Genomic DNA, 25,774 nt, shown 5'->3' on the forward strand with positions numbered 1-25,774 from the left:
TTCATCAAATTGCAATTGGGCAATGTGCGCCCCTATACTGTAAAATAGTCACGATGACGATGATAGGACGTGAGGAGTGAAACACGCATGAAACTGTTTCTGCTGCTAGGCAGTATCAGCGGATTTTTGTCTGTTGCCTTTGGTGCCTTTGGAGCCCATGCCCTTAAAGAAAAACTGGACGAGTACTCCCTCGGCATTTTCCATACCGGGGTCACCTACCAAACGACACACGCTCTGGCACTGGTGCTGGTCGCGTTATTGCTCAAATGGTATCCGGGTGCCGCAGGACTTTCTTGGGCAGGCTGGTGCTTCTTCGTAGGAACGATCGTCTTTTCCGGCAGTCTTTACGCCTTGGCGCTGTCGGGTGTCAAAGTCCTGGGAGCGATCACCCCGATTGGCGGCGTACTGTTTCTCATTGGCTGGGCATTGCTCGCCATCCACGCCTGGAAGGTCGTATCCTAAGCGAATCGAACCGACTTCTTTGCAAAAACGTCCGCGGCTGCGTCTAGCAGCAGTTCGGGCGTTTTTTGCTTCCCGCACCTCGCTTGGGCGTAAATCATATGCTGTAGGGTTACTACACCCAAAGGAGAGGAACCGATGGCAAAGTCCTCGTTCAACCAATCCCCTTATTACTACGGCGTCCCAGATGTCTACATGCAAATGGGCTACTATCCCTTTCCTACACCACCCATTTCGGATCAGACACCTAAGCAAATTCATGTTCCCTACCCCATGTCGATAGCCGCTCACTGTAAATATTTTCTTGGCCAAACGGAAAAAATAACCGCTGGTGGAGAAATTCAAGGATTTGGTGCCCTGTCCAATCCCTTCCGTTCTGGCGTGATTCTCTTTGTTCATAGCTGGCAGCTGACCAATTACTCCGAGCACCCCGCCGAAGTCCAAATCTGGTTCGGGAAAACCGAGTCCATCACGGGGGCCAAAACCTCCACGGCCGTTAGTGCGAGCTATGCCCAACTCAGCGCCTGTCCACCCCCTCAAGGAAAAATACTGTTCGCTACAGGAGACAACGTTTTGCCACGCGGGGGAGCAGCCGTCACGACCCGGATGGTACCGCCTATGAGCACCATCGAAGCCAAGCTAAACGGGCAGTGGATGCTTGGGCCCGGGATGACAATGATGGCCGTACTTCCTGCAGAAGAGAAAAGCTCCATCATTCTCTTTTCCACGAGCTGGTGGGAGCAGTCTGTTTATTGAAGGGGAGCGGCGAGCCGGTTCATCACAGCCCTTGCGGTGGAAAAAACTTCTATCGATGCCTTCTCAAGTAGGAGCGACCGCTATTTATCGGAAGACTATTCATGCTGAATCAGGTAGATGGCTCACGTCGTTTATACTTTCTGATTCAGCAAAAAAGCGGAGTGCCTGCGCACCCCGCTACCGTTTTCGTAAAAGTTATATACATGTTGAAACACCAAGTCCTCTATGCTACAATGGGAATTGGTCTTTTGATGTAGTTTTAATATATCGATTATTTTTACCCAATATTATCTTATCACATCACCGGGGTAGTTGTCAAACCCCTCAGACCAAAAATGGGCAAGAAAAGGAGCGGTATCATGAACGAAGCTGACCAAGACAGACAAAAGGAACAACAGCGGGTCGTGCAGGTCATTTCCGAGATCAATCGACAGATCGACAGCCTGCAGGAGCATGTCACCGAAGTCAGTGCTGACATCGTTGGAATCCGCAAGCATTTTTGGGACGATGTCACTGTCAACTTCGAGGATGCCAGTGAAGCAGCCGAAACCTATGCCAGCATCAAGCAGCAAGCAGAGGTGCTTTCTGAGAGAGAACGTGTCCATCGCCACGCGATACAGCAACTGCGGACTCTTCGGAGGCTGGTTCAATCTCCGTATTTCGGCCGAATTGACTTTCGGGAGGAAACCGATTCTGCGTCAGAGCCCGTTTATTTGGGAATTGCTTCCTTACTCGATAAGAACGAGGAGCAGTTTCTGGTCTATGACTGGCGCGCTCCGATCTCAAGTCTCTACTACGATTACGCTCCTGGACCTGCCACATACGAGACCCCGAGCGGCACGGTCACGGGTGAAATTACTTGCAAGCGTCAGTACGTCATCCGCGATGGAAAGCTGCTCCATCTGTTTGATACGGGTGTGACCATCGGGGATGAGCTGCTGCAGGAAGTGCTGGGCAAGCAGGCTGACTCGCAAATGAAGAGCATCGTGGCGACGATCCAGCGCGATCAAAACCGCATCATTCGCAACGACAAGAGCCGTCTCGTCATCGTTTCCGGAGCAGCCGGAAGCGGCAAAACGTCGGCCGCCCTGCAGCGCATCGCCTACTTGCTGTACCGTTACCGGAAAACCCTGCGTGCCGAGCAAATCGTATTGTTCTCCCCCAATTCGTTGTTCAACAGCTACGTCTCCACCGTGCTGCCTGAGCTGGGGGAAGAAAACATGCAGCAGACGACCTTTCAAGAATACGCGGAGCATCGTCTCGGCTCGATCTTTCAGCTGGAGCACCCACTCACCCAGATGGAATACGTGTTGACGGCCATGGAAGAGCCCGGCTACCCTGAAAGGATCGCTGGCATCCGGATGAAAACATCTCCGCGATTCATGCAGGTGATCGATGACTACGCGACCGCTCTCAAAGAAAGCGGAATTTTGTTCCGCCCGCTTAAATTTCGCGACCGGACCCTCATCAGCGCCAATCGTATCAGCGATCACTTTTATTCCCTGGATCCCTCGATTTCGATTCCCAATCGGATGACCCTGGTCGCCAGATGGCTGCTCGGCGAACTGAAGAAGCACGAGCGTGTAGAACGCAGCAAGCCGTGGGTGGAAGATGAGCTGGAGCTTTTGGACAAAGACGCTTTTGCCGCTGTCTATCAGGAGCTGCGCCGGAAAAACCAGTTCCGGGAAGATACGTTCAACGACTTCGATCGCGAGCAGGAGCTCTTAGCGGCGAAAATCGTAAAAAAACAGTTTCAACCGCTGCGCACGTGGGTGCGTGAGCTGCAGTTTATTGATTCGACAGCAACGTATCGTCAGCTCTTCACTGATTCTCCCCTGACCATGTCTATTTTTGGTGCAGACGAGCGGCCCTCCCAATGGTCCGAAATCTGTGCCCAAACCTTAGCGCGACTGGATCAAAACGAGCTGACCTATGAGGACACACCGCCGTTTTTGTATTTGCAGGAAAAGCTGGAGGGCTTTCAGACCAACAACATCGTCCGCCATGTGTTCATCGACGAAGCCCAGGATTACTCGCCATTCCAATTTGCTCTGCTGCAACGACTGTTCCCGCGCGCCAAAATGACGGTTCTGGGAGACTGGAATCAGGCGATCTACGCCCATGCCTACGAAAGCTCAAGCTTTGAGGCAGTCGCCTCGCTGTATGAGCCGGAGCAGACGGAAACGTTTGTCTTGACCAAAAGCTACCGTTCCACAGAGCCGATCGTCACCTTTACCCGCCAGCTAGTGAAGGACGGGGATCGCATCGAGCCATTCCAGCGCGCCGGGCGAAAGCCAAGCGTGACGGTCGTCCAGGATCGTGAAGCACTCGCAGAGCAAATCGTCGGCCGAATTGCGGAGCTCAAAGCTGAAGGACATCAAGCCATCGCGGTCATCACAAAGACAGCGCAAGAGGCTCAGGAGGCTTATGAAACTCTTCGCGACAAGCTGGATATCCGCATGATCGGTACTCGCGCGATTTCCTATGAGACCGAGGTCTTGATCATCCCGTCGTACTTGGCAAAAGGAGTGGAATTTGACGCGGTTCTCATCTATGATGCTTCAGCAGAGCGTTACAGCCGCGAGAGTGAACGAAAGCTGTTTTATACAGCCTGCACACGTGCTATGCATGAGCTGCATCTGTACAGCATCGGCAAAGTGAGTCCTTTTCTCGATTCTGTCTCTGCCGATAGCTACGACTTTCTCTCCTCATGATCCATGGAAAAAGAGACCAGGAAAAGCGCATCTCACATGCGTTCAACCCGGTCTCTTTTCTGTTTTTTCAGCCCTACACATACTGTGACTGCGAGCAGGATGAGATTGAATTCGTAGCCGTTCTGCCCGCCACTCCCCAGAAAACCATGCTTCCACTTCACCGTCGCGATTGCACCCGCCATGATGACCGCCAGCCCCCAGGCCGCAACTCGTATTCCTACTCCTAGGATCAGTGCCAGACCCCCGATGACCTCGATAGCCATCACCGGATACGCTAGCCAAGTCGGCAATCCGAGGTCGCCGAACGAAGACATGACCACAGCCATTCCTTTCTGCAGCTTGGAGACGCCATGCACCAGAAAAATGATGCCTGTCACGATTCGCAGCGCTACAAACGCCTTTTCTTCCGCCATCCTGTCCCCCTCCTCCCCACTACCATATGCCAGGAGAAGGACAAACATTTCAAATGGCTGCGCGTGCGAAACCGTTGCCTCTACACGCCAATGACGAAGTGAGACGCCCGATCACGCAGCGTTTTCAAGACGCTCATGGCGACAATATACCCGGTTTTCGGATTGCGCGCGGACGGTGTATTTTGAATTTGCAGCTTGATTTGCCCGAACTTTCCTCTGGCTTCAATCTCATGCGTGTTGTGTGTGATATGCGGGTCGACGAACACCTTTACTTTCGTTTGGTCAAATCCGATTCCAGCCAGACTCAGAGCAGCGGACACGTTTACACTCTCGGGAAACAGCCTTGCCGAATCTCTCGCCACTCCTTCAAAAGCGCAGTACGGCTCTGTCAAGTCAGCCAAGGAAACCTGCTGCTCAATCATCGTGCCATACCAGGCTTTCGGAGGCTTGCGTGTAACGAGTGTGACTTCCTCCATCGGCCCCAGGCTACCTGCAGCGATCCGATCCAACCCTCCGATGGCTGCAGACGGGACAATGATCTTGCGTCCGAGTTCCGCCGCTTTTTGCATGAGGCGTGTATGCAGCTCTTCGTCCGCAAAGGCACCTACGCTGACGATAATCAGATCGGCTCCATGCTCCAGAACCTTTTCACCATACAGCTTTACCGCTTGATGCCCCGCGCTCTCCACGACAAGAGCAAAATCGTTTTCAAAAAAGTCCGACTCGTTCTCCGTCATCAACGCCGCAATGTCCTCTGTCACCTGATACTTGGATCGATCGCGGACCAGAATGGACGTGACCTGTATCTCTCCCTCTTGGCCCTGCCTGATTGCTTGTACGACATCTTCCCCGATGGTTCCGTAGCCAATAACCCCAATCTTGATCATAAGTCCTCCTGTAAACATGTGATTTCCCTCTATCATAGCAAAAACATCGTATTTGGTATACCATAAACCAAATCTCTGTGATATACTTGTTTTATAACAACGAGGGAGGGAATCTTGTGCCATCTATTACTTTTCATACGTCAGGAAAGACCATCGAAGTGGATAAAGACGCAAATCTTCTCAGGACTTCTATTCGGTACGAAGGAGCCGTTCCATTCAAATGCGGTGGCGGACTATGCGGTACCTGTCGCGTACAGATCGTAGATGGACAGGAAAACCTCAGCAAGGTCATGAAAAAAGAAATCGACCGCCTCGGAAATGACAAGATCGGGCAAGGCTTCCGGCTGGCGTGCCAAACCTTCGTAACGGGAGATGTGACCGTTTCCTGGGGGGAAGAAGACGTAGAGCGTCTCAACAAAATCGCCCAAAGACGCATCAACGCCGCTCAATAACAAAAACAGGCAGAATACTCTGCCATTTACGAAAAAACATGCATTCGCAGGGAGCGTGAGAAACGTTTCCGGGATGCATTTTTTCGTTTCCTACCCGCCTCCCCGCCTCCGTACAAAGAAAAAAGGAACCGGCTCCTTCGCCCGCTCCTCGTCTTTCCACGATCCGCTTAATGGACCTTCACAATCTTGCTGTCGTCGTCCAAATCCAGCTCGTAAATCTCTTTTTCGATTTCTGTCGTTGTCTCAAACTTCGGGAACACCTTGATCGGAATGCTGTTGTCCGGAAACACTTCCGAAACACCTTGAATCACAATTCTTGTAATTGGGTTTTTAATTTTGCAGATGGAGAATGTCGTCTTTTTCTTGCCGAAGAAATAGTATTCGTATGCAGAGACTACTTCCAGATCCGGATTTTCAGTAACCGTCTTGTACCGTTCGGTTGTGGATACCATAATATATTCGCTCATCTTCAAACCCTCCATTTGTAAGAATGTGATAGTAGTAATTTCTAGAGCTCCTACGTTTCCTGACAGATCTCGATGTCTTCGTGAATGTAGAGCTGGCACGCCAATCGATAACCCTGGGTGATTTTTTCCCCGAGCATCTTGTTTTCCTTCCAGTTTGGCTCAGGAAGACTCTCCCCGCCTGCCAATACCTTGACCGTGCATTTCGTACATTTGCCCATACCACATCCATACTTCAGATGAGGGAATTTTTTAATTCCTGCCAAAACGACCAAGTTGCTGTTCGCACCGATTTCTTGTTCATATACTTGACCGTTTTGATGTAATTTTACGTTTGGCATTGAAACACCTCCATCTGCAGTAAGAATGTGGGACGTCCTGCTGCTATTGCTTGTCGAGCGCTTCCAAATACGCTCGTTTGGAATTCTCCAAATGAATTTTGGTTAAGCTCTCAACCAGCTCTGCTTGACCGTTGTATACCGCCATGGCAATCTCCCGATGCTCCTCCATGGCTTTGCGCTGCCTGCCCGGAAGCTCATAGCCCACATGCACAAACGCTCGGATATAATCGGACAAACCATCCAGCATTTGCGTCAGTCTTGGGCTTTGAGCCGCCCGGAAAATAACGTCGTTGATATCGAAGTGGAAATTTTTATATTCCTGGTTCACTTCCGGCTTGGAAAACTCAGCGTCGATCTCATCGATAATACGCTTGAGCTCCTCACGAGCCTCTGGCGTTGCTTTTTGGGCTGCCATTTTCATCGCCAAGCTTTCCAGGGAGCCAAGAATTGTGAAAATTTCTACGACTTCTTCCGGAGAAAGCTGGGAGACGACGACTCCTTTGCGCGGCAAGGTTTTCACGAAGCCTTGGGATTCCAGTCGGAACAGTGCTTCACGGATCGGGGTGCGGCTGACATTTAGCTGATCCGCCAGCTCTCTTTCAATAATTCGTTCCCCTGATTTATAGATGCCTTGAACGATAGCCTGCTTGATATAATCGTATACTTTGTCCCGAATCGGGCTTAAATCCTCATCTTTCCAAATTACTGGCGTGTCTGGCATCTGGTATACCTCCGAGAGTTGTTTTCCTTAGTTTAATCGATATGATTATCGATATACAACAACCCTTTCAAAGACACAGCCATTGCCCTATTGCAAAAATACGCCTCCGTAAACTAGCGCTCCCGCTACTACGATTCCTGGATGGATTTTCAGCTTTTCCAGTGTGAGGAGGCTGATTGCAGTCAGTGCTGCTGTCTGCCAGATTCCAGTGGCCTCATAAGCGCTCGCGAAGAACTGAAAGGCCAGGATTCCTAGCAAAACGGCTACAATCGGTCGCACGATTTGCGTCATCGCCGATACCTGAGGCGAGTTCTTGAAAAGATGCAAAAATTTATACAGAATGACCATCGCGATCGCAGTCGGGGCAATCGTTGCGATCAGCGCGACAATCGCTCCGGGGATTCCCGCCACCTGATAGCCGATATAGCCAGCCAGCTTGGTGGCAATCGGACTTGGAAGGGCATTGCCTAAAGCAAGCACATCCCCGAATTGTTCCAATGTCATCCAGCCGTAATGATCGACGACTTCTGCCTGCAGCAGCGGAATAATCGGCGGCCCACCGCCATAGCCCAATATGTTCGGGATGAAAAAGGCCCAAAATACATGTAGCAGGATCATGCTGATATACCCCTGTCTGGCGAATCAGCCTGTTTTTTCTTCTGTTTTCTGACCAGATAGGTCGATTCGGTAAAGGCGTATGCAAGTGCGATCCCGATGAGCAGGCCAGGATTTACATTCAACAGTGCCAGCGCTACGAGAGACACGATCGTCCAGGCTATCGTCTTGCTCTTCACCCAGCTTTTCCACGATTTCAGAAAAAACTCGTACGCCATGACCGCCATCATGACTCCGATCACAGGCTGCACACCATGCGTCATGCCTCCAACGATGCCTGAGTCCTTCAGCTTGTAAATGAGTCCCAGGAGCAGTATCATCGCGACGAGCACCGGTATTACCATCGCCACGATCGCTACCGCAGCGCCTGCCGCACCCTTTACCTTATAGCCGATATACCCTGCCATTTTCGTAGCAATCGGTCCCGGCAGAGCATTTCCCATCGCCAAAACGTCCGTGAATTCTTCGTCCGTCATCCAGCCGTATTTCTGGACGGCCTCGGCGTGAACGAGGGGGATCATCGTAGGACCTCCACCGTAGCCCAGGATGCCGATTCGGAAAAATCCGAGGAACAGATTCCAGAGCACCATCGCCCCTCTTCACCTACCTTTTCATGGATGGCATGATCGGGCTGCCTATATCCTACTTCTTGATGTCTGCTTGCGTCATCACTTCGTACTCAGCCCCCAAATACTCCTGCAGGGCTCTCAATGCTGCCGTGCCTACCGCCGTATCCTGCTCCCCATTTCCTCCGCTGACCCCGACTCCACCGATGACGGCTCCGTTCACAACGATCGGGAAGCCTCCTACGAAGATAGCAAACTTACCTGGCAGCATCACGTGGATGCCGAATGCTTCCCCCGTAGTCGTCGCGGGTCCGCCCGGTTGGTTGAACAGATGGGTGGAGCGTTTGTGACCGCTCGCGGTAAACGCTTTGGCTATGGCAATTTCCGGTCCTGTGATTCGTCCTCCGTTCATTCGCTCCAGCGCGATCACGTACCCGCCATCGTCCACGATGCAGATCGACTCGAGTGCGTTGACCTCTTCTGCCGCCTTTTTTGCCGCTTCGATCATCACTTTTGCTTCATCTAATTCCAGCTTCATAACCGATTTCATCGTTGGCATTGCCTCCTATTCTCTCATCTCTTACATGCCGTGATAGACACTCTTGATCTGCGTGTAGAATTCCAACGCTCCCCTGCCCGATTCGCGGTAGGTTGCCGTGCTGGACATTTTGACGCCGCCAAAAGGTACATGCGGTGCATTCCCGGTTGTCGGACGATTGACTTTGACGACACCGGACTGGATGTTGTTTACAAAATACTGAATCCTCGCTGAATCCTGCGTGCAAATCGCCGCCGACAAGCCGTATTCGACGTCATTGGCCACCTTCATTGCCTCTTCAAACGAGCCGACACGGATGACGGAAATGACAGGTCCGAATATTTCTTCCTGCGCGATTCGCATAGAAGGAGTCACATTCGTGAAAATCGCGGGTCGGACAAAATAGCCCTCCTCATATTCACCGCCTGTCAGCTGCTCTCCACCGTATGCGAGAGAAGCTCCTTCTCCTTTGCCGATTTCGATATAGGCAAGCACGTTTTTCAGCTGGCTGGCATTGGCTAGCGGCCCAATCTCCACGCCCGACTTGCTTCCATTTCCAATATTCAGCTTCTTCGTTTTTTCGATCAGCGCCTGGACGAAACGGTCATGCACGGATTCCATCACAATAGCACGACTGGTGCCTGTGCAAGCCTGGCCTGTCAGCTCGAAGCCGCCCTTGATCGCAAGCTCGGCTGCCTGCTCCGGATCCGCATCCTCCATGACCAGCAGAGGATTTTTCCCTCCGAGCTCGAGCTGTACGCGCGTGGACAAACGCACGGAGCGTTGAATAGCCACACCTGCACTGGTTGAGCCCGTAAAGGTAACCGCTTTGACTGCTGGATGCGTGACGAGTGCATTTCCTGTCTGAGAGGCTGAGCCAGTGATGAAATTGATCACACCTGCCGGAAGTCCAGCTTCATGCAGCGCCTGGACAAGTCGCAGGGCAATGAGCGGCGTATCCGAAGCCGGCTTGAAAACTACCGTGTTCCCAGTCACCAGCGCAGGGGCGATTTTCCGAACCGGAATGGAGATCGGGAAGTTCCACGGAGTGATGACAGTGACGACGCCAAGCGGCTCCTTTTTCGTGTAGATGGAGATCGTCGGGTCCTCGGAAGGGAGCGTTTCCCCGGCAATATTCAATCCTTCGAATGCGTAATAGCGCAGGGTTTGAGCGGATCGCTTCACTTCCATTTTGCTGCTCGCGAGTGTCTTCCCCTCTTCTCTGGTCAACTCCTCCGCGTACTGATCCAGCTTGGCTTCCAGCAAATCTGCTGCCTTGTAAAAGATCTCTGCACGTTTCGTAGGGGACACGCTGCGCCAGGTTTGAAAAGCCCGCTCGGCTGCTTCCATCGCCTGATTCACATCTGCTTCGACCGAAGCTTGGAACCGTCCGACGACATCGCTTTCCTTTGCCGGATTTTTGCTCTCAAAGGTGGCGTTGCTAAGTGAGTCTACCCATTCGCCGTTGATCAGGTTTTTAAAGGTTTGTACGGTCGTTTCAATCGCCATGTCGTTCCCCTTTCGTTCCTATCATTGGGGTCTTATTTAAAGAGATACCCGAGAAGATAGTCGTTCTCGGGTATGTTTGGATGCTATGGAAGACAGACTATTCTAAACAAAATTCACGAGAGATAGCCGCGATGTACATTCTGCGCATTTTGGTGGCTTCCTTCACGATTTCGATGCAGCGTTGTTGATCTTCCGGCGTTCTTGCATATTCCAGAACGATTTGATAGCCGCGCTCGCCGTGGATCTCATCGGAGACGATGTGCAGATCGAAGAATTCCACTTCTTCGTCCGTAAAGCCGTATTTCTCGCGGAGAACCGGAGTCTGTCTGCGGTAAATCGCAGGCACTTGAGATTCGAGACCAACGACCAGAGCAGCTGTCGCGAACAGGAAGTTTTCTTTGAACGCCATGCGGTAGCACCAGGATTGCAGGCCAATCGTTTCAGGAAGCAGATGCTCCATCGATTCTACACGCTCGCGAGTCGTTCCGCAGGCTTCCCCGAAGCGGATCAAGAGGTCGGTGTGGCGATCTCCCCCGAGCTCTTCCTCCCACATGTTTTGGAGCAGGAAGTCTCTTGCGTCCTCATGCGGGCAGTTCGCGTAGATGTAAGCGAGGTATTCAGCGAATGGGCCAACGTAAGCGTAGTGCTGTTCTACCCAAGCGGCAAAGTGCTCCTTCTTCAATTCTCCGTTTGCCCACATCGTCGTGAAAGGTGCTTTCGCAACCGCATTCCCTTCAATCGCTTGCTCCAGTGCATAACGGAACTCTTCTTTGTTCATCAAAGCTGGTTTTGTCATTGTTTCTGCCATCTAAAAGCACTCCTCTCAATTTGGAAAAAAGTAGGGTGAGCAGATTCAGTTGTATTTTGTATATTGTATACCAAACTTCTTATGAACCAATTATTGCGTACCTGGGCTCGTCTGTCAACACACTTTTTTCAGAATAATTAGTAAGAACATCGACATGACCAGGTAAGCCAATGTAAAAGGCGCATTCCAGTTGGAAATTCGGATGGAACTCTGCTTGGTCAGATTGGCCATCATCCCTGCCGTGGCATTGTACGGCCCCATCAGAAAGGCAGTGGCCGCTCCTGTCAGCATCGCAATCGCTGTCAGCTCCGGGGAGATGCCCAAAGCGTGAGGATTGAGCGACTCCGCCGTCAGCGCCAAACCTACAGCCGGATGCAGCCCGACAAAGGCAAGCCCGAGTGGAATCAGCGGAATCAGCAGCAGAAACAGATCCGCTCCCACCAGATTCTCTCCTGCCATGATCCAGCCATTGAGGACATGCCCTGCCCCAGAGGTCTGGATCGCGGAAATCATGAAGCCCGCGCTCAGGAACACAATGAACTGCTCCTTCATTTTCATCAGCTGCGCAGGGAGCAGCGTTTTGCTTCTCTGCAAAAACAACCCGCCTGTACCGATCATAACCGACCACAGAAGAGCAAACGGAATGACGGCTACCGATACCAGCAATAAAAAGCTGTAGGACGTATACCTCTCGAGCAAAGCAATCAGACCCGTAAAGATGAGAATTGCCAGCAGAATATGAACGGGATGGCTTGGCTTACGTGCCTGCTGCTTTTGCTCCTCCACCACTTGCCGTGCTGCCGCCATTTCACGGATCACTACGGAATCCAGCTGCTTCCTTCTTCGTTTGGCGATCCATTGTCCCATGAGCCCATCCAAGAGCAGACCGAATAGACTGAACGGAATCATGATGGGTAAAATCGCGCTCCAGCGCACGCCTGTCATCTCCACAATGATCCCTACGATCGGAGCGACCGGCGTCCAAACGATTGGCATGCTGTACCCATGGGTGATCGCCCGGCTGATGAAGCGTTCCTTTTGTTCGATAGGAAATAATTCCAGGGATGGCCGAATGGTTTGATAAACCATGGGCAAGGTCGCGATATTCATAAAGGAACTTAAAATATACGAGAGACTGGCGGTCATCGAATACAGCAAGCCAGACCGCTTGATCGTCCGCTGGATCATTTGCTGAATCCTGCTGGCGTAGTTCCCGAGCTCAATCGGCAGCGCAATAAAGGGAATCAGGGCAAAGAGACTCAAGATGTTCAGCATATTGCCAAAGCCCGTGACAAACTGTGTCCACGCAGCACCACTTGCCAGCAGCAGGCTCCCTCCAATCAGCAGGAACAAGGCACTGAGCCCCTGTACAAAGCGCGGCACAAAGGGAAACACCATCAAGATAATGAGAATGCTCAGTACGGAAATGACCCCATGCAGGAACGGTGAGGGATAGAAGGCGGACAGCAAATAAGCAGCAATGGCAGAAAGAAAAACGTACGGCCTTCCTTTAGATAAGCTCTTTGACAGCATGAGCCAGTCTCTCCAGAGCGGTCTCCACGATTTCCTGCCCGATTTCATAGCTCGCCTTTGTCGCGTCCCCGATGCATCCGTTGCGCGTCATTTCTTCATAATAGTAGAAGCCTTGCAGTGGATTTCCAGGGCGCAGCTTCTTCCATCTGCCTTCCTGATAGTCTGCCGCCTCGAGCCGATCCTGCCGGACGATATGCGGGGCCAGATACAAGGCTTCGGATACTTCGCGATCGCAGCTGTGGCCATACAGCTTGGACTCCAGACGCCGATCCATGACATCCTTGGCAGATGCTGTCGTCTTGGCATAGTAGATGCGAACATCAAGTTCCCGCGTCAGTGTCTCCGTGGCCACCCCTAGTGTCGCCTGGTTTCCACCATGGGCGTTCAAGATCAGAAACTGCTTTATGCCATGCTGTTTTAACGATTTGATCATATCGCGCAAAATTGCAATCACCGTTGTCGGCTCCAGAGAGATCGTCCCGGGAAAATGGAGGTGGTGGGGTGACACTCCCATGTTGATCGTAGGGGTCAGGAGGGCTTCCGGATACAGCTTCTCCACCAGTCGTTTTCCCATCTCTTCAGCCAAAACGGCATCGCAGCTTTCCGCCATATGTGGCCCGTGCTGTTCATGTGCGCCCAGAGGAATCACCGCTATTTTCACGGTACGCAGCGCTTCTTTCACTTCTGGCCATGTCATTTGTGTTAACAGAAATGCCTTAGTCATCCTCATTCACACATCCTCTCCATAATGGTATATTGTATACCATATCTATTTATAAAAATGACAAACACTTTTAACTTTTTCTGTATTTCTTGATTCCATCGCCATGGTTTACAATTAAGTAAGGAAGAAAGCAGGTGAATTGCATGCTGCATTATTGCCACTACCTAGATAAAAAATCAGTGGCTTCTTTATCTGACGCCTTAATTCAACATTACGTAAACAATCCCGGGTATACCGAGATTGTGATCGTCTGCATTGGTACCAATCGCTATTCCGGTGATTCCTTAGGACCGATGGTTGGCAGTCAGCTTCTCCAACAGCTGAAGGGACAGCGGCACGTTCATATTTACGGAACGCTGGACAATCCCGTGCACGCCCTCAATATGCAAAAGACGCTTTCCCACATCTCCCAGAAGCATATGCGTGCATACGTGATCGCCGTCGATGCCTGCCTCGGGCAATTTTACAAAATCGGTACGCTCCAGGTCGTGGAAGAGCCTTTGCAGCCAGGAGTCAGTCTCGATAAGCAGCTGCCTCCCATCGGCCATATTCATCTCAAAGGAATCATTAACAACTACGGACCGCTAAATCACAAAGTGCTGGAGCACACGAGCCTCACCTTTGTGCAGGAAATGTCCGGAGTCGTTACCCGGATCCTGACAAGAGCCGTCCAAGAAATCCTACCCAAGCTTGCTTCCGAGCCGCCTCTGGACGATAGCCCTGCGGCTACCAGAGAAAGAGAGCCGCGATTGTGGCAATCGATAATCCCAAGACGACAGGGATAAAGTTTTTCCGTGCCAGTTCAATGACGGATACTCCGGCAAAGCCGGCTACTGCAACCAGGGAAGACCATGCGATCAAGGTTCCGCCTCCGGACCAGACCGAGCCCATTTGCCCGATCGCGGCCAGCGTCGAAGGATCGATGCCCACAGTCGGGCCCAGCGCACCAGAGAGCGAGCCTGTCAACGGCAGTCCGGAGAATCCCGATCCTTCCAATCCCGCGATGATCCCGATAACCAGGATGCCAAATGAAGTCAGGAACCCGTTTGCCGGAATCGCGTATTGGACGGACATGACCAAATCATACAAAATCGCGGGGGCAGGAACCGACTCACCTAGCGAGAGAATGCTCTTCGAAAAATCTGCATTTCCCAGGAAGAAAAATCCTGCGATTGGAATCACTGGTCCCATGGCTTTAAAGGCAAAAACGAAGCCTTCCGTCAGATGGTCACTGATCTTATCCAATGCAGCAATCTTCGAAAACACCGTACAGGACAGAATCAACAGGATCACAGCTACCCCACCGATGAAAGCTGCCCCGTCTCCCCCTTCGAAGCCCCCCATGTTCGATCCAAATTTACTCGCTGCCATCACAATCATGACACCCAGCATGGACAGAGGAACCAGAACCGCGAAAATCTTCGACCATTTCAGAATATTCGGCGGGAGAGTTTCTACTGCCGCCGCTGCCTGCGCAAACTCTGGCGTTTCTTCCACTGATCGAAACTCTACGACTTGGTTTTGAACGAGGGGTGCGTCAGCCCTGCGGATAGCCTTGCGGTGCATGAGGTAAGCGACGGCAATGGACACGCCGCCTGTAATTAGCGACAGTACCATCGCTTTGTCTGCGACCATTCCTGTTTCTACTCCTGCTCCTTTTGCGCTTAGCATCGGAGCTACTTGCATGATGTAGTCGGAGGATAGCGCCATCCCTTGACCCGCCAGTGCGACTGCCATCGCTGCAGCCATCGGAGGGAGACCGACACGAATCGCTGCAGGAAAAAGCAATGCGCCGATAAGCGGCACAGCAGGAGTGGGCCAGAAAAACAAGGAGATCACATACGTAACGATAGCAAGCACAAAAAAAGCCACATGTCCGTTGACCATCAGCTTCTGGATCGGGCGAATCATTCTGCGGTCTGCTCCAATATCCCGCAGCGACGCCAATAACGCCACCATGAAGGTAATGATCAAAAAGATTGTAAACAGTTCTTTTGCTGCCGTAAGATTGGCGTTGTACACGGCTTGGAAGCCACTGATCACATCCCCTTTGAAAATCCAGCCTACCAAAAACGTACCGATTAAAGATGGAATGACAACACCGCGCCGGAACAACATGACAATAATGACAGCGACTGTAACAATTGCATACACAACATGTGACATAGTGATCATCTGCATCCCCCCTGCACCATTAGATTAGGTCTGTCCAAAAAAATTGTAGCACAATATGCGCGCGAAAAATAGATATTTGGCTTATTGTATACAATTATTTTCTGAAAATATGGTTTATTTGGGATTTCTCAGGTTTTCTCAAGGTTTTATGTAGAAAATCCTTCCAGGGGGCGGCTGGTTTTACCGTTCTAGGGCTGGTTTTGCAAGCGTTTCCAGCCCTTTTATCCTTGTTTTTCCATAGAATTGCCGTATATGGTATACAATTTTTTCCTTTCGTAAATGACACTGCCTAGCTTGTAAAACACCAGGCTGAACATTGCAATGCCAGCCATAACCAGAAACATCGCAGGTCCTCCGTAAGCAGACAGGATTATTCCCCCTACCCATGGACCGAGGAAGCTCCCCAGCTCACTGAAGCTCTGCGCGCCGTAGTAGGTTCCGCGCATATTGGCCGGACTGATCTGATCGATCTGGGCGTACTCCGCGGGCACGATTAAAATCTCCCCGATCGTAAACACGACCATCGCAGCCACCATGAAGGTCCACCCTGTCAAAAAGGCAAAACCTATTTCCCCGGCGACCATCAGCAGCGCTCCGCCTGCAATTCTCGCAAACAGCGTGTATCTCTCTACCAATCTCGTCAGTGGAATTTGCAGAAGCAATACCGTAAACCCGTTTGCACTCATCATCATACCAAAAAGAGCTACCCCTTCTACTACATGTTCCCGCAAATATTGGGACAGTGTAACCGACATTTGGCCGTGAACCGTGACGAGCAGAATGCCGCCAAAGACAAAAGCCAATAGAGCCGTATCCCGGCTGAGCACCTTCCACATTTGCCGAAGCCCCGGCTTCTCTTCCGCCGCTTCCCCCTGCCCATCTCCTACCGCGTACTGCTTGCAGGCGACACCTAATAGAATCGCAAACAGCACATAGGCGAGCGCGGTCAACAGAAAGGCTGTACCGCTGCCGGCTATTCCGAGAAACGCCCCGAGCATCGGTCCAATCGCGACACCCAGGTTATTCGCCAAATATCGGTTGGAAAAGACCCGAAACCTCTGGTCTGCTGGCGTCAAATCCCCCATCATCGCTTTGGACACCGTCCCGTAGAACGATCCCGCCAGCCCTTTTACGAGACTGACGAACAGCAGGGCAAGTGGATGGCTGACGACTACGAATGCGGCAAAAGCAGCTGCCATGACCATCATCGAGAGAATCATTAGCTTCCGTCTGCCGAACAAGTCAGACAAGATCCCCCCGAGAAAACCGCCGACGGTGCCTGCCAGTGGGCCAGCTCCCGCAATCATCCCAATGTACGCCGGTCCAAGCGTCGTCGTTTCACTCAAATAAATCGCTAGAAACGGCATGCTCATCGCTTGGGTGAGACCTACAAACACAGTCCCTGCCATCAGCAGATGAACGACTGGATGATACGCATGCCAATACTTCCGAAGTTGGTTCATTTAGGCTTCGTCCCCTTTTCCCAAAAAAGCATGCAGCAAGCTAGGAAGCTGATCGATAAACGATTCTCGCAGGCTGTAGTAGGAGATCGTCGTGCTTCCGGTGTAATGAGCGCGGATCAGGCCCGCTCTGCGCAAGGCTGTCACATGGTGGTGCACCGTGCTTTTCGCAAGCCCTATTTGCTGTGTCAGCTCCGTCAACGTACTTGGTCTTTCTGCCACGATACGCAAAAGTCCTAGCCGCTTTTCATCCGACAAGCACTGGGTGATCGGCAGTAATTTTTGCAGGACGGCTGTAGAATCGTCTACGGGATACAAGCACGTCGCCATCCCCCGGTAGAAATCCAGGACAGACAGCGGTGCGCAATGGAATTGAGGAATTAAGACAACCTGCTGCAAATCCGCCGTCGGCTCGAGCCAGATGCCGTTCGTTACCTGATCGATCAGCTCCATGGGGGACTTTTGCCCGAGCTGTTCCGTCAGCCGGCGTGTGCTTTCCTCCAGTCTCTCCAAAATGCGAGCCTCTACCTTGGAGAAATAATGCTCGTTCCAGCGCGTGAGCAAATACAAGCTATGGTCCCGGATCTCCCCTAGATTTAAGGGAATCGTATCGACCCACGGAGCCATGCGCTCATAGATTTCTCCTGGAGGCACCTGCGCTAGCCAATCGAGAAATTGCTCGACAGAACCTTTTTGCGGCGACTGTGCAACGAGAAGCACCAAGCGATGCAGCACTTCCCATCGTTCGTCCTCCAGCTCCTTTGCGAAATCAGGCGGCAGCAGCCTTGCCGTTTTTTCCTTCCACTCGCTGCCTAGCTGATAATGCTTTCTCTCCTTTTCCTGCAGATACACATACAGACTCACAATACATTCATAGGCAGTTGACCATTCGATTTTTATTGAATACATTTTATCCATTCGATCACCATCGAACATTTTTGTTTTATATTACCATGAGCTTTTCATTTCGTATAGAGACTTTTGCGCAGCGACATTAAAAAACTTGGCTCCGCCAAACTTTTTGGCAGAGCCTTAACTGGCTGAGAATCTTCAAAAATCTTGCTGTACAAAAAAGCCAGCCGAACATCTCTGTGTCCGACTGGCCTGTCTTCTTGATAGCCTTTCGCTAATGCAGCAGCTCGATAAAATCCTGCAAGGAATGAGACATCCACTTCTTCGGCCGCATCACGATTTGCAGGTCCAAGCGAATGTCAGGATGCTGAAAGGGAAGGGCCGCCAGCTCCCCGCGTTGAATCTCCTCGTTTGCTGCCATGAGCGGAAGCAGTGCAATACCGGCCCCTGTGACCAGACAGCGCTTGATCGCTTCCGGATTGCCCAGCTCAAGTCCCACTCGGTAAGGTACCTTCTGTTCCTGCAGCACCCGCTCCAGCATGATCCGATAGTTGCAGCTTGCTTCCGTCATGATCCACTCGATGTCGCTCAAATGCTCCAGAGTGATTGTTCCGATAGCAGCTAACGGATGATCGGGACTCGCCAATAGCACAAGCGGCTCCTCCCTGATCTTCACCCATTCGAGAGTCGGATCGGAGGGCTTGCTCTCGAGCAGAAGCCCGATGTCATAATCCCCTTCTCTCACCTTCTCGACGATGGCGGTTTCCCGGTCGGGCTGCAGCCTGATTGTCAAAGTCGGATACTTTTGCCGCAGATGCTGGATCAAGGCGGGGAGGTAGTAGGAAGCCAGTGAATCGATGGTTCCGATCGTCAGCGTTCCTCCCCCCTGCAAGGTCAGCGTTTCCTTTGACTGCTGATACAAATTCAGCATCTGAACCGCTATTTTCAGCAGCTCTTCCCCAGCAGAGGTTAGGCGCAGGCTTTTCCCGTACCGTTCAAACAGCTTGACGCCGTACGACTGCTCGAGCTTCTGGATTTGCATCGTCACACTGGACTGGGCATAGCCCAGCTCGCCAGCTGCTTTTGTAAAGCTCTGATGATAGGCAACCTCGCGAAATGTCTGAAAATAAGTGAGATCCATATCGTCACCACTTCAAAATTATTGATATTACATATCACTTATTATAGATAACACTGATAACGAATGCTATGGTAAAGTACTTACATCAAGCATAACGGGAGGAACACACATTGTTACAAGCACGCGATTTGCATGGCATTTATGCACCCGTCATCACGCCCTTTTTGCCAAATGAAGAGCTGGATCTGGACTCTTACCGCAAGCATGTTCAGGAGCTTTTACAACATAACATTCAAGGCATCATCGTCAACGGAACGACAGGCGAATCTCCAACTGTATCCTGGGAGGAAGTTGTCCAGCTTTTCCAAGCGACCAAAGAGGTCGTACAAGAGAGCGGCAAGCAGCTTCCCCTCATCATCGGCACAGGTACCAACAGTACAGTATCGACCGTCAAGCGGACTGAGCTTGCGGGCGAGCTGGGAGCGGATGCCGTCCTCATCGTCACACCGTACTACAACCGCCCACCTCATGCAGGTGTCATCGAACATTATCGTCGGGCGTCTCAAGTAGGCGTTCCAGTCATCGCCTACGAAGTCCCCCATCGTACAGGTCTACGCTTGAATGCAGATACGGTCAAAGCCGTCCTGGATCTAGATGGCGTGATCGGAATCAAAGACAGCACAGGCAATCTCGACCTCCTTCACGAGCTTACCAAAGGAGATACGAAACCAGTCCTGTGCGGGGATGATGTCCTGTTCCTGTCCATGATGCAGCACGGAGCAACAGGTGGCATTCTAGCTTCTTCCATGATTCAAACCGAAAAATTCGTGGAAGTGTATGAGCTTGCCAAGCAAGGTGATTTTGCTCAGGCGCAAACGAAGTTCGATTCCCTCGTACCGATGATTCAAAAGCTTTTCCAAGAGTCGAATCCAGCACCGATCAAGTGGATTTTGACCCAGCAAGGCATTTTGTCTTCGGATACCCTGCGCCTGCCGATGAGCCCAATCAGCCAAGGCTTGCAGCAGGAATTGATCGAGTTGTTCCCTGCATTAGCGCGATAAAGCTGAGTCAAAGCGTGGAATCCCTCAGACATAGGGGGGATCCCACGCTTTTTTGCGCCATCCCAGGCGATGATGCACCACGTTGAGATCGTGGTCCAGCCGGACATCCACCCCAAAGGGCAGCTTGCGGTTGTACCAGAAACGCACATCGCTCCACACGACCTCATAGCCGTCCTGGCACTCTTTCCATGTGACGTGAATGCGTTGGGCAAACCCGAGAAAAGCGCGAACCCCATCGACCCCGATCGTCGCCTGTATGATATCATTGCGCTGCTGCTTGGGATAAATCTCTTCCAGAAGCACATGTGCGTACTCAATCTTTCCTGTATAGAACCGATCGCCCGTCTCTACGACGAAGCGCCAATGAAAGGGATGGAAGCTGGGAATGACGTGGCAGACTCCATTTGTATCCAGAGCCGAGGCTACGCGCTTGACTAACCGAGCATGCTGCCAGGCTCGCACCCCAATGTAGACGAAAGTGATACCGTACGCCGCGGGAAAGAGCATCACGGCATCTCCCCCAAAGCCTAGCCACCAGACAGCTGCTGCCACATGCAGCGCAAACACAAACGGTTCAAAGATCGCCAGCACATCCATGTGAACCCAGCGGCGGTTCAACGGCAGGATGCATTGGACACCATACGCATTGAGCATATCGAGAAAGACATGGAAAACGACTGCGATCCACGTCCAGAAATAAAGGGTGGCGAGCTGCCCCATCACATCGAACCCCCAAGCGAGCGGGACGCTGATGATGAGCGGCCAGAGAAACAGGGCGGGGATGGAATGAGTGATACCCCGATGAAAACGGATGTAAGAAGAGATGCCTCGCAATCTGACTACCGTATCAAAATCCGGTGCATGCGATCCCACCACAGTGGCGATCATTAGCGCCTGACCCACTGCCGGATCCGTACCGACAAATCCGGTCGCGTGCGCCAGTCCAGCCAATGTAACGCCCAACAAGAGATGGCTTCCTGTATCCATTACGATACCTCCCCAGCATGATAGTCTTCGGTCGTCCATCTTTCGTCCACATAAAACCAGTACAGCCATTCCGCGGGCACCGCTCTCACGGCATCCTCCAAAAAGGAGTATAGCTGCTCCATCGCCTCTGCTGTTTGGTTTTTTTCGTAATGCTCATGCAAGTTGAGAGGAGCGAAAAAGGTGAGCTGGTGTGCAACTCCTTTTTTTCTGCGACAATAAAACGGTATGACAGGCGCGTTTCCCTCCAATGCCAGCATAGCTGCTCCACGTGGCAGCGGCGTCTTTTTTCCAAACATGTGTCCGAGTGGAAACTCCGGCCGCGAAAAGTCTCCCAAGAGAAAGACCACCCCATTTTGGGACAAATGCCTCCGCAGCGGCCGCAGCTCGGCGCTTTGAGCGGTCACCACCGCCAGGCACGGGTAACGCTGACTTAAATACCAGTAAGCGAAAAAGAAATTGCCGATATGCGGTGCATACACGATCGCTCCCTTACCTTTCTGCAGAGCGGATTGCAGATGCTCTTCGCCTTCCGGATAAAATCGTTTGAAGCCTTGCTTAGGCAAGCGGTGGCTGACAAACAGCAATTCATAGAGCGCAACGCATACCTGGTAAAAATATTGTCTGCGCAGTCTTTGCACAGGTGCTTGTGTACCTAATACCGCACTCATATTGTCTTTAACCCGTTGGCTTACAGCTTGCCGAGCAAGTGCAGCCGATCTGGTCGTGTCAACCATCCAATCCAACGGTACATGGCGACCACCCTCTCCCTTTTTTCTGTTTATTTATCCAGAAACCGACGACGGTATTTTTCCGTGATTTGCTTTTGATCGAGGATGACAAAGTAATCCGTACTTCTTAGAATGGGATCGTACGCAGGCTCCTCGGCAAGCTCGGCACCTAGCCAAAGGTAGCCTTTCATTAAGGGAGGAAGAAGGCGATACATCTGCTTTAGGCTCTCCTCTGCATCTATCGGCCGCAGCCCCGTTTGCCTCGAGGACGGATGCGGGTACACGCCATATCGCTCTGTAAGAAAGGAAAAGCGCTTCAGCAAGGCATGAATGCGGCTCAGCTGTTCATGATCTGCCTCGCGGAGGCTCGCGCAACCAACCAGATAGTCATACCCGTGCAGGTTCACATAGTCGGCGATCCTCTCCCATAGCAGTTGAATGACTCTGCCATTGCGGTAAGCAGGATCTACACAGCTTCTGCCAAGTTCCAGCATGCGTGTACGAGGGAGCGATGAGTGGCTTAGGTCAAATAACGTTTCCGAGTAAAACCCGCCGTTTGTCCCTGCTTTTTTCCCAGGCAGGAGGCGACACGTCCCAACGACTCGTTTTGTACCTACTTCCTTGACGATCAAATGGTCGCACCAGTCGTCAAAACGATCCTGATCCAGCCTTTTCCCCTCCATTTGATCTCCCCCTTTGCTTTTGCCGCAAGGTACTGATCCGTTCTCTTTCACTCTACTCGCCATTGACTTTTATTCGATGAATCGCAGGTAAAGATTTCCTGAAGATTGTGGTAAGCTTCTGAACAACAAAAAAGGCCGCCACCTGTCCAGATGGCGTACCTGTTCGTACATTTGGTTACTGTCTCTCGACTGTGATTTCGGGTTGAATAAATACTTCAAACAACCGCTCCCAAGGCAGGACAATTTCTACGTCATCGAGACTTGTAAGCTTTCCAGTGAACGTGTGGTTGCCGCGCTTGCCGATGTCGATGATTTGATCCGCGAAGTAGTTCTCATACCAATCCTCTACCTCGGGTGCGAGCTCCTCCACGACGAAATCGTTCACTTCCTCAAAATCGTCGCCAAGTCCCCATTCATTTCCGCCCAATTCCTTGACCAACTCCCGGGCATCTGCCATGACTTCGTTCCGGTAGTTGTGATCGTTGACAAACGAGGAGAGCAGCAGATTCACGTGTGCCTCAGCCGCATCCACCGTCAACGGCACGCCAAACTGATTTCCCTTTTCCAAAAAGGCGGTGCGCTGAAGAGCTTGACCCAAGGCGCTGCCCATATTGTTCCCCGCTGTGCCCCATCCGGTATAGGAGAGAAGGGCTGGCAGCTTCACATCGTCCTGCAGACGCTCGATGAGATCGGGGTCTGCCTTGTTCGTAATCGTCACATCCGTCACGGCAACTCGCTTCCCGTCCTCGAGGTGCTCGTTGATCACGTCGACAAAATCATCCAGCGCTTCCCTGCGGTCGGCTTTGCTCTCCCCTGGTTCCGATGGCGTATTCACCATCAGGACGAGATCCGCATCATCTGCATCACGTACCGCCTTGCCACCTGCCGCAACGATATGCATGTCCACGCTCTCGTCAAACGTCGTATCTTCAAACGGCGCCGTCCAGTCGCTGCCATCTATGCCCGAATACTCGACGGCTACTTTGGGGTGGATGCCGAGTTGATCGAGTGACAGACGGCTGACGAGCACTGTTCCTACTTCATCGGCTCCGGGAAACACCGCTGTGCGATCCTCGACACCGAGGTCCTCCGCTTTTTCCACCAACGCTTCCCGTTCTGCGCGGTGCAATCCGTGTGGAGCTGCGTCATCCTGAGCAAGCACGAGGTAATCGATGGTTCCGTCTTTGACCCAATCGATGAGCAAGGAATTGATTTTGTGATTGCGTTCACGGGCATCCAGATAATCCTGCAGAACGGCTTCGGGAATGAGCTCCTCCAGCTCTTCCAGACGATCCTCTTTTTCCGTCATCCCGAGGTTGTGCACTTCGTCATAGAGAATGGCCCACTCCCGGATCTGATCGTAATATTTCAGTGTTTCGGGATCGGTAGCCGTTACTGCCAGCCGCTGAATCGTATCGAATACGAAGATCGGCTTCTTCGGCTTCTTGGCTTTCAGTCGCTTGATCGCCTTGATATTGGAAAGCGCATCCTCGTACGATTGATCGGCGGTACGGGAAGCCACAAGCCCCCCGTATGCGAGCATGCTGACGGAAATGACCGAGCCATCGACTTTGTCTGCCTGATCAAGAAGCCAGTCGCCAATCTCCTCCCCATCTCCCGGGGTCGTGAAATGACCGAGCATGTCTTCATCCGGCATGATCGTCTCCACTCCTCCCGCCTTCGCAGTCATCTGCGGAAAATACGTATTGACTGGACGATCATCCAGTGGCACCAGCGCGATTTTGGCAATCGGCTTGGGCGACGTTTTTGCCTGTGCCCCATTCATTTGCCCAAACGGCAGCATGCCTGTCAGCAGCGTTGCCATCGCAACCGTAGAAATTACAAATCTCCACTTCTTCATCGTTTCGACTCCCTTCATCGCAAGCGAAAGTAACGGACGACTTACAGAACGGCATTTGCTTTTCGCAATTCTAGCTGCAGCTTGGATACGTCAATCTTTCGTGGAATCGTTCGATCCAGATGAGCGATGGCTGCCGCCGTACCTGCTGCCTGACCGGTAGCCATGCAGCTCGGAGTGAGCCTCGTCGTCGCCAGCGCCTCATGCGTGGTCGAAATGCACCTCCCTGCCGCGAGCAGGTTTTCGATCCTTTTCGGCAGCAGACAGCGATACGGGATGTCGTAAGCGCCGTCCCCCTCGATATCCGCGGCGATCACGCCTTTTCCGGATGGATCATGGATGTCGACAGGATAGCCGCTGCGTGCGACCACGTCAGCGAATTTGCGTCCCTGCACCACGTCCTCGATCGTCAGGCTGTACGCTCCTGCGATTCTGCGCGTTTCCCGAATGCCGATCTGCGTTCCGACTGCAGAGATGGAGGCACCAGAAAACCCTGCGATCTTACTTTTCAAAAATTCAGATATCATTAAAACCTGACGTCTCCCTATCTCCTCTGCCTCCGTCAAATCCTCCACATCCGTGCCATCCAGTCCTTGGACGCGCGTGCAGTTGATCAGTACCTCATCCTTTTCCGGACCGGTGAAAAAGAGAACCTGATCACGGTTGATCGGCACTCCTGATGCCTTCCACTGTGTGTAAAAGCCTTGGACACCTGTCAGCGGTATCTCTCTAAGCTTTGCAAACGGCGTCTTGTGGTAGAAATCCTCCGGGTGAGCCAGCATGTACGCTTTGACCTGCTCCAAATCCACCCCGCGCATCCGAAACTTCATCGTCATCGGCTGCGTGCGTCCGTCGCTTTCCCTGCCCTGGTACGTCGGCGCTCCAGACAAATACGCCACATCTGCATCTCCAGAGGCATCGACGAAGATATTTCCGCGAATCTCGTACCTGCCGGATTTGGTCGTGATCTGGATCGCTCTGATCCGGTCACCTTCTACGACAGCCTCGTCAACAAAGCTGTGAACGAGCAGCTTGACTCCTGCTTCCTTCAGCATTTCGACTGCCAGAAGCTTGTAGATTTCAGGATGGTACGGCGTGACTGTATGAACGAAGCCAACTGTATCCCGCAAATGCCCCGGAGAACCGCCGCGCTCCTGCAGCCGCTCCACGATTTCCTGGGCGATGCCCTTGATCACCTGGTCTCCTTTTTCCGTATGAAACGTCATCCAAGGGTACACCAAGGCAGCTGTAGACATGCCGCCGAGAAAGCCATAGCGTTCGATCAGAATCGTCTTGGCACCCATTCTTCCGCTCGCCAGTGCTGCATTGATTCCTGCGGGTCCCCCGCCTACTACCACGACATCCGCTTCAAGTATGCGGTCCATATCC

27 protein-coding genes are annotated in these 25,774 nt (G+C 52.1%); 6 read left to right on the forward strand and 21 right to left on the reverse strand.

What is annotated here, in order from left to right:
- Positions 1–87: 87 nt before the first annotated feature.
- The 3 genes from EDM55_RS05680 (at position 88) to helD (ending at position 3,929) form a co-directional block, all read left to right on the forward strand.
- Complete coding sequence (locus EDM55_RS05680) at positions 88–462, forward strand: DUF423 domain-containing protein (RefSeq protein WP_092266371.1); 375 nt, start codon at positions 88–90, stop codon at positions 460–462.
- A gap of 135 nt (positions 463–597) precedes the next feature.
- On the forward strand, positions 598–1,215 hold the full coding sequence (locus tag EDM55_RS05685) for a DUF6143 family protein (RefSeq protein ID WP_122959819.1): 618 nt from the start codon (positions 598–600) through the stop codon (positions 1,213–1,215).
- A gap of 359 nt (positions 1,216–1,574) precedes the next feature.
- Entirely contained in the window at positions 1,575–3,929 is a 2,355-nt protein-coding gene (helD, locus tag EDM55_RS05690) for an RNA polymerase recycling motor HelD (RefSeq protein WP_092266373.1), read from the forward strand.
- 32 nt (positions 3,930–3,961) lie between these two features.
- On the opposite strand, the gene EDM55_RS05695 is transcribed toward helD, so the two are convergent.
- Together EDM55_RS05695 and nadX are read right to left on the reverse strand one after the other, a co-directional pair.
- Positions 3,962–4,342, reverse strand: a complete 381-nt coding sequence (locus tag EDM55_RS05695; protein WP_092266374.1) for a DoxX family protein — start codon at positions 4,340–4,342, stop codon at positions 3,962–3,964.
- A gap of 80 nt (positions 4,343–4,422) precedes the next feature.
- The gene (nadX, locus tag EDM55_RS05700; RefSeq protein WP_092266375.1) at positions 4,423–5,229 is read right to left on the reverse strand and encodes an aspartate dehydrogenase; all 807 of its coding nucleotides are present in this window, start codon (positions 5,227–5,229) and stop codon (positions 4,423–4,425) included.
- Positions 5,230–5,345: 116 nt separating this feature from the next.
- Here nadX and EDM55_RS05705 point away from each other — a divergent pair, with 116 nt between their 5' ends.
- A complete protein-coding gene (locus EDM55_RS05705; protein ID WP_092266376.1) occupies positions 5,346–5,681 on the forward strand; it encodes a 2Fe-2S iron-sulfur cluster-binding protein in 336 nt (111 codons plus the stop codon).
- A 167-nt stretch (positions 5,682–5,848) separates the two neighbouring features.
- Here the strand turns inward: EDM55_RS05705 and EDM55_RS05710 are convergent, their stop codons facing one another.
- From EDM55_RS05710 to EDM55_RS05755, 10 genes are all read right to left on the reverse strand, one after another.
- The gene (locus EDM55_RS05710) at positions 5,849–6,148 is read right to left on the reverse strand and encodes a hypothetical protein (RefSeq protein WP_092266377.1); all 300 of its coding nucleotides are present in this window, start codon (positions 6,146–6,148) and stop codon (positions 5,849–5,851) included.
- Between the two features lie 50 nt (positions 6,149–6,198).
- Positions 6,199–6,486 carry a 2Fe-2S iron-sulfur cluster-binding protein gene (locus EDM55_RS05715; protein WP_122924150.1) on the reverse strand — a complete coding sequence of 96 codons (288 nt, stop codon included), beginning with the start codon at positions 6,484–6,486 and terminating at the stop codon, positions 6,199–6,201.
- A 43-nt stretch (positions 6,487–6,529) separates the two neighbouring features.
- A complete protein-coding gene (locus tag EDM55_RS05720; RefSeq protein WP_092266379.1) occupies positions 6,530–7,207 on the reverse strand; it encodes a GntR family transcriptional regulator in 678 nt (225 codons plus the stop codon).
- A gap of 87 nt (positions 7,208–7,294) precedes the next feature.
- Complete coding sequence (locus EDM55_RS05725; protein ID WP_092266380.1) at positions 7,295–7,825, reverse strand: chromate transporter; 531 nt, start codon at positions 7,823–7,825, stop codon at positions 7,295–7,297.
- Complete coding sequence (locus EDM55_RS05730) at positions 7,822–8,412, reverse strand: chromate transporter (protein ID WP_092266381.1); 591 nt, start codon at positions 8,410–8,412, stop codon at positions 7,822–7,824. The genes EDM55_RS05725 and EDM55_RS05730 overlap by 4 nt, the downstream gene beginning before the upstream one ends.
- A 52-nt stretch (positions 8,413–8,464) precedes the next feature.
- Positions 8,465–8,938, reverse strand: a complete 474-nt coding sequence (locus EDM55_RS05735; RefSeq protein WP_122959820.1) for a GlcG/HbpS family heme-binding protein — start codon at positions 8,936–8,938, stop codon at positions 8,465–8,467.
- Positions 8,939–8,968: 30 nt separating this feature from the next.
- Positions 8,969–10,435 (reverse strand): aldehyde dehydrogenase family protein, encoded by a 1,467-nt coding sequence (locus EDM55_RS05740; protein ID WP_122959821.1) that lies wholly within the window; start codon positions 10,433–10,435, stop codon positions 8,969–8,971.
- Positions 10,436–10,532: 97 nt separating this feature from the next.
- A complete protein-coding gene (locus EDM55_RS05745) occupies positions 10,533–11,243 on the reverse strand; it encodes an iron-containing redox enzyme family protein (RefSeq protein WP_092266384.1) in 711 nt (236 codons plus the stop codon).
- A 114-nt stretch (positions 11,244–11,357) separates the two neighbouring features.
- Positions 11,358–12,776 (reverse strand): hypothetical protein, encoded by a 1,419-nt coding sequence (locus EDM55_RS05750; RefSeq protein WP_092266385.1) that lies wholly within the window; start codon positions 12,774–12,776, stop codon positions 11,358–11,360.
- Positions 12,754–13,500 carry a creatininase family protein gene (locus tag EDM55_RS05755; protein WP_092266537.1) on the reverse strand — a complete coding sequence of 249 codons (747 nt, stop codon included), beginning with the start codon at positions 13,498–13,500 and terminating at the stop codon, positions 12,754–12,756. The genes EDM55_RS05750 and EDM55_RS05755 overlap by 23 nt, the downstream gene beginning before the upstream one ends.
- A gap of 143 nt (positions 13,501–13,643) precedes the next feature.
- Here EDM55_RS05755 and yyaC point away from each other — a divergent pair, with 143 nt between their 5' ends.
- Positions 13,644–14,285, forward strand: coding sequence for a spore protease YyaC (gene yyaC, locus EDM55_RS05760; protein WP_122959822.1), 642 nt, complete (start codon positions 13,644–13,646; stop codon positions 14,283–14,285).
- Here the strand turns inward: yyaC and EDM55_RS05765 are convergent.
- The 4 genes from EDM55_RS05765 to EDM55_RS05780 all read right to left on the reverse strand — a co-directional run bounded on the left by EDM55_RS05765 (position 14,227) and on the right by EDM55_RS05780 (position 19,128).
- The gene (locus tag EDM55_RS05765) at positions 14,227–15,681 is read right to left on the reverse strand and encodes a hypothetical protein (protein ID WP_122959823.1); all 1,455 of its coding nucleotides are present in this window, start codon (positions 15,679–15,681) and stop codon (positions 14,227–14,229) included. The genes yyaC and EDM55_RS05765 overlap by 59 nt on opposite strands.
- A gap of 215 nt (positions 15,682–15,896) precedes the next feature.
- On the reverse strand, positions 15,897–17,138 hold the full coding sequence (locus EDM55_RS05770; RefSeq protein ID WP_092266388.1) for an MDR family MFS transporter: 1,242 nt from the start codon (positions 17,136–17,138) through the stop codon (positions 15,897–15,899).
- Positions 17,139–18,053 (reverse strand): ArsR/SmtB family transcription factor, encoded by a 915-nt coding sequence (locus tag EDM55_RS05775; protein WP_092266389.1) that lies wholly within the window; start codon positions 18,051–18,053, stop codon positions 17,139–17,141. It abuts the gene before it with no gap.
- A 208-nt stretch (positions 18,054–18,261) separates the two neighbouring features.
- Positions 18,262–19,128 (reverse strand): LysR family transcriptional regulator, encoded by an 867-nt coding sequence (locus EDM55_RS05780; protein ID WP_092266390.1) that lies wholly within the window; start codon positions 19,126–19,128, stop codon positions 18,262–18,264.
- A 110-nt stretch (positions 19,129–19,238) separates the two neighbouring features.
- Here EDM55_RS05780 and dapA point away from each other — a divergent pair, with 110 nt between their 5' ends.
- On the forward strand, positions 19,239–20,129 hold the full coding sequence (gene dapA, locus EDM55_RS05785; protein WP_092266391.1) for a 4-hydroxy-tetrahydrodipicolinate synthase: 891 nt from the start codon (positions 19,239–19,241) through the stop codon (positions 20,127–20,129).
- 24 nt (positions 20,130–20,153) lie between these two features.
- Here dapA and EDM55_RS05790 read toward each other — a convergent pair whose 3' ends face one another.
- The 5 genes from EDM55_RS05790 to EDM55_RS05810 all read right to left on the reverse strand — a co-directional run bounded on the left by EDM55_RS05790 (position 20,154) and on the right by EDM55_RS05810 (position 25,770).
- Positions 20,154–21,116, reverse strand: coding sequence for a metal-dependent hydrolase (locus tag EDM55_RS05790; RefSeq protein WP_122959824.1), 963 nt, complete (start codon positions 21,114–21,116; stop codon positions 20,154–20,156).
- On the reverse strand, positions 21,116–21,850 hold the full coding sequence (locus EDM55_RS05795; RefSeq protein WP_122959825.1) for a lysophospholipid acyltransferase family protein: 735 nt from the start codon (positions 21,848–21,850) through the stop codon (positions 21,116–21,118). The genes EDM55_RS05790 and EDM55_RS05795 overlap by 1 nt, the downstream gene beginning before the upstream one ends.
- A 44-nt stretch (positions 21,851–21,894) precedes the next feature.
- Positions 21,895–22,527 carry a GNAT family N-acetyltransferase gene (locus EDM55_RS05800; protein WP_170184479.1) on the reverse strand — a complete coding sequence of 211 codons (633 nt, stop codon included), beginning with the start codon at positions 22,525–22,527 and terminating at the stop codon, positions 21,895–21,897.
- A 175-nt stretch (positions 22,528–22,702) separates the two neighbouring features.
- Positions 22,703–24,388: a DUF4127 family protein gene (locus EDM55_RS05805; protein ID WP_122959827.1), complete on the reverse strand. Its 1,686-nt coding sequence runs from the start codon at positions 24,386–24,388 to the stop codon at positions 22,703–22,705.
- A 41-nt stretch (positions 24,389–24,429) separates the two neighbouring features.
- A complete protein-coding gene (locus EDM55_RS05810) occupies positions 24,430–25,770 on the reverse strand; it encodes an FAD-dependent oxidoreductase (protein ID WP_122959828.1) in 1,341 nt (446 codons plus the stop codon).
- Positions 25,771–25,774: the final 4 nt, after the last annotated feature.

This window comes from Brevibacillus centrosporus, assembly GCF_003710815.1.
Classification (GTDB): Bacteria; Bacillota; Bacilli; order Brevibacillales; family Brevibacillaceae; genus Brevibacillus; species Brevibacillus centrosporus.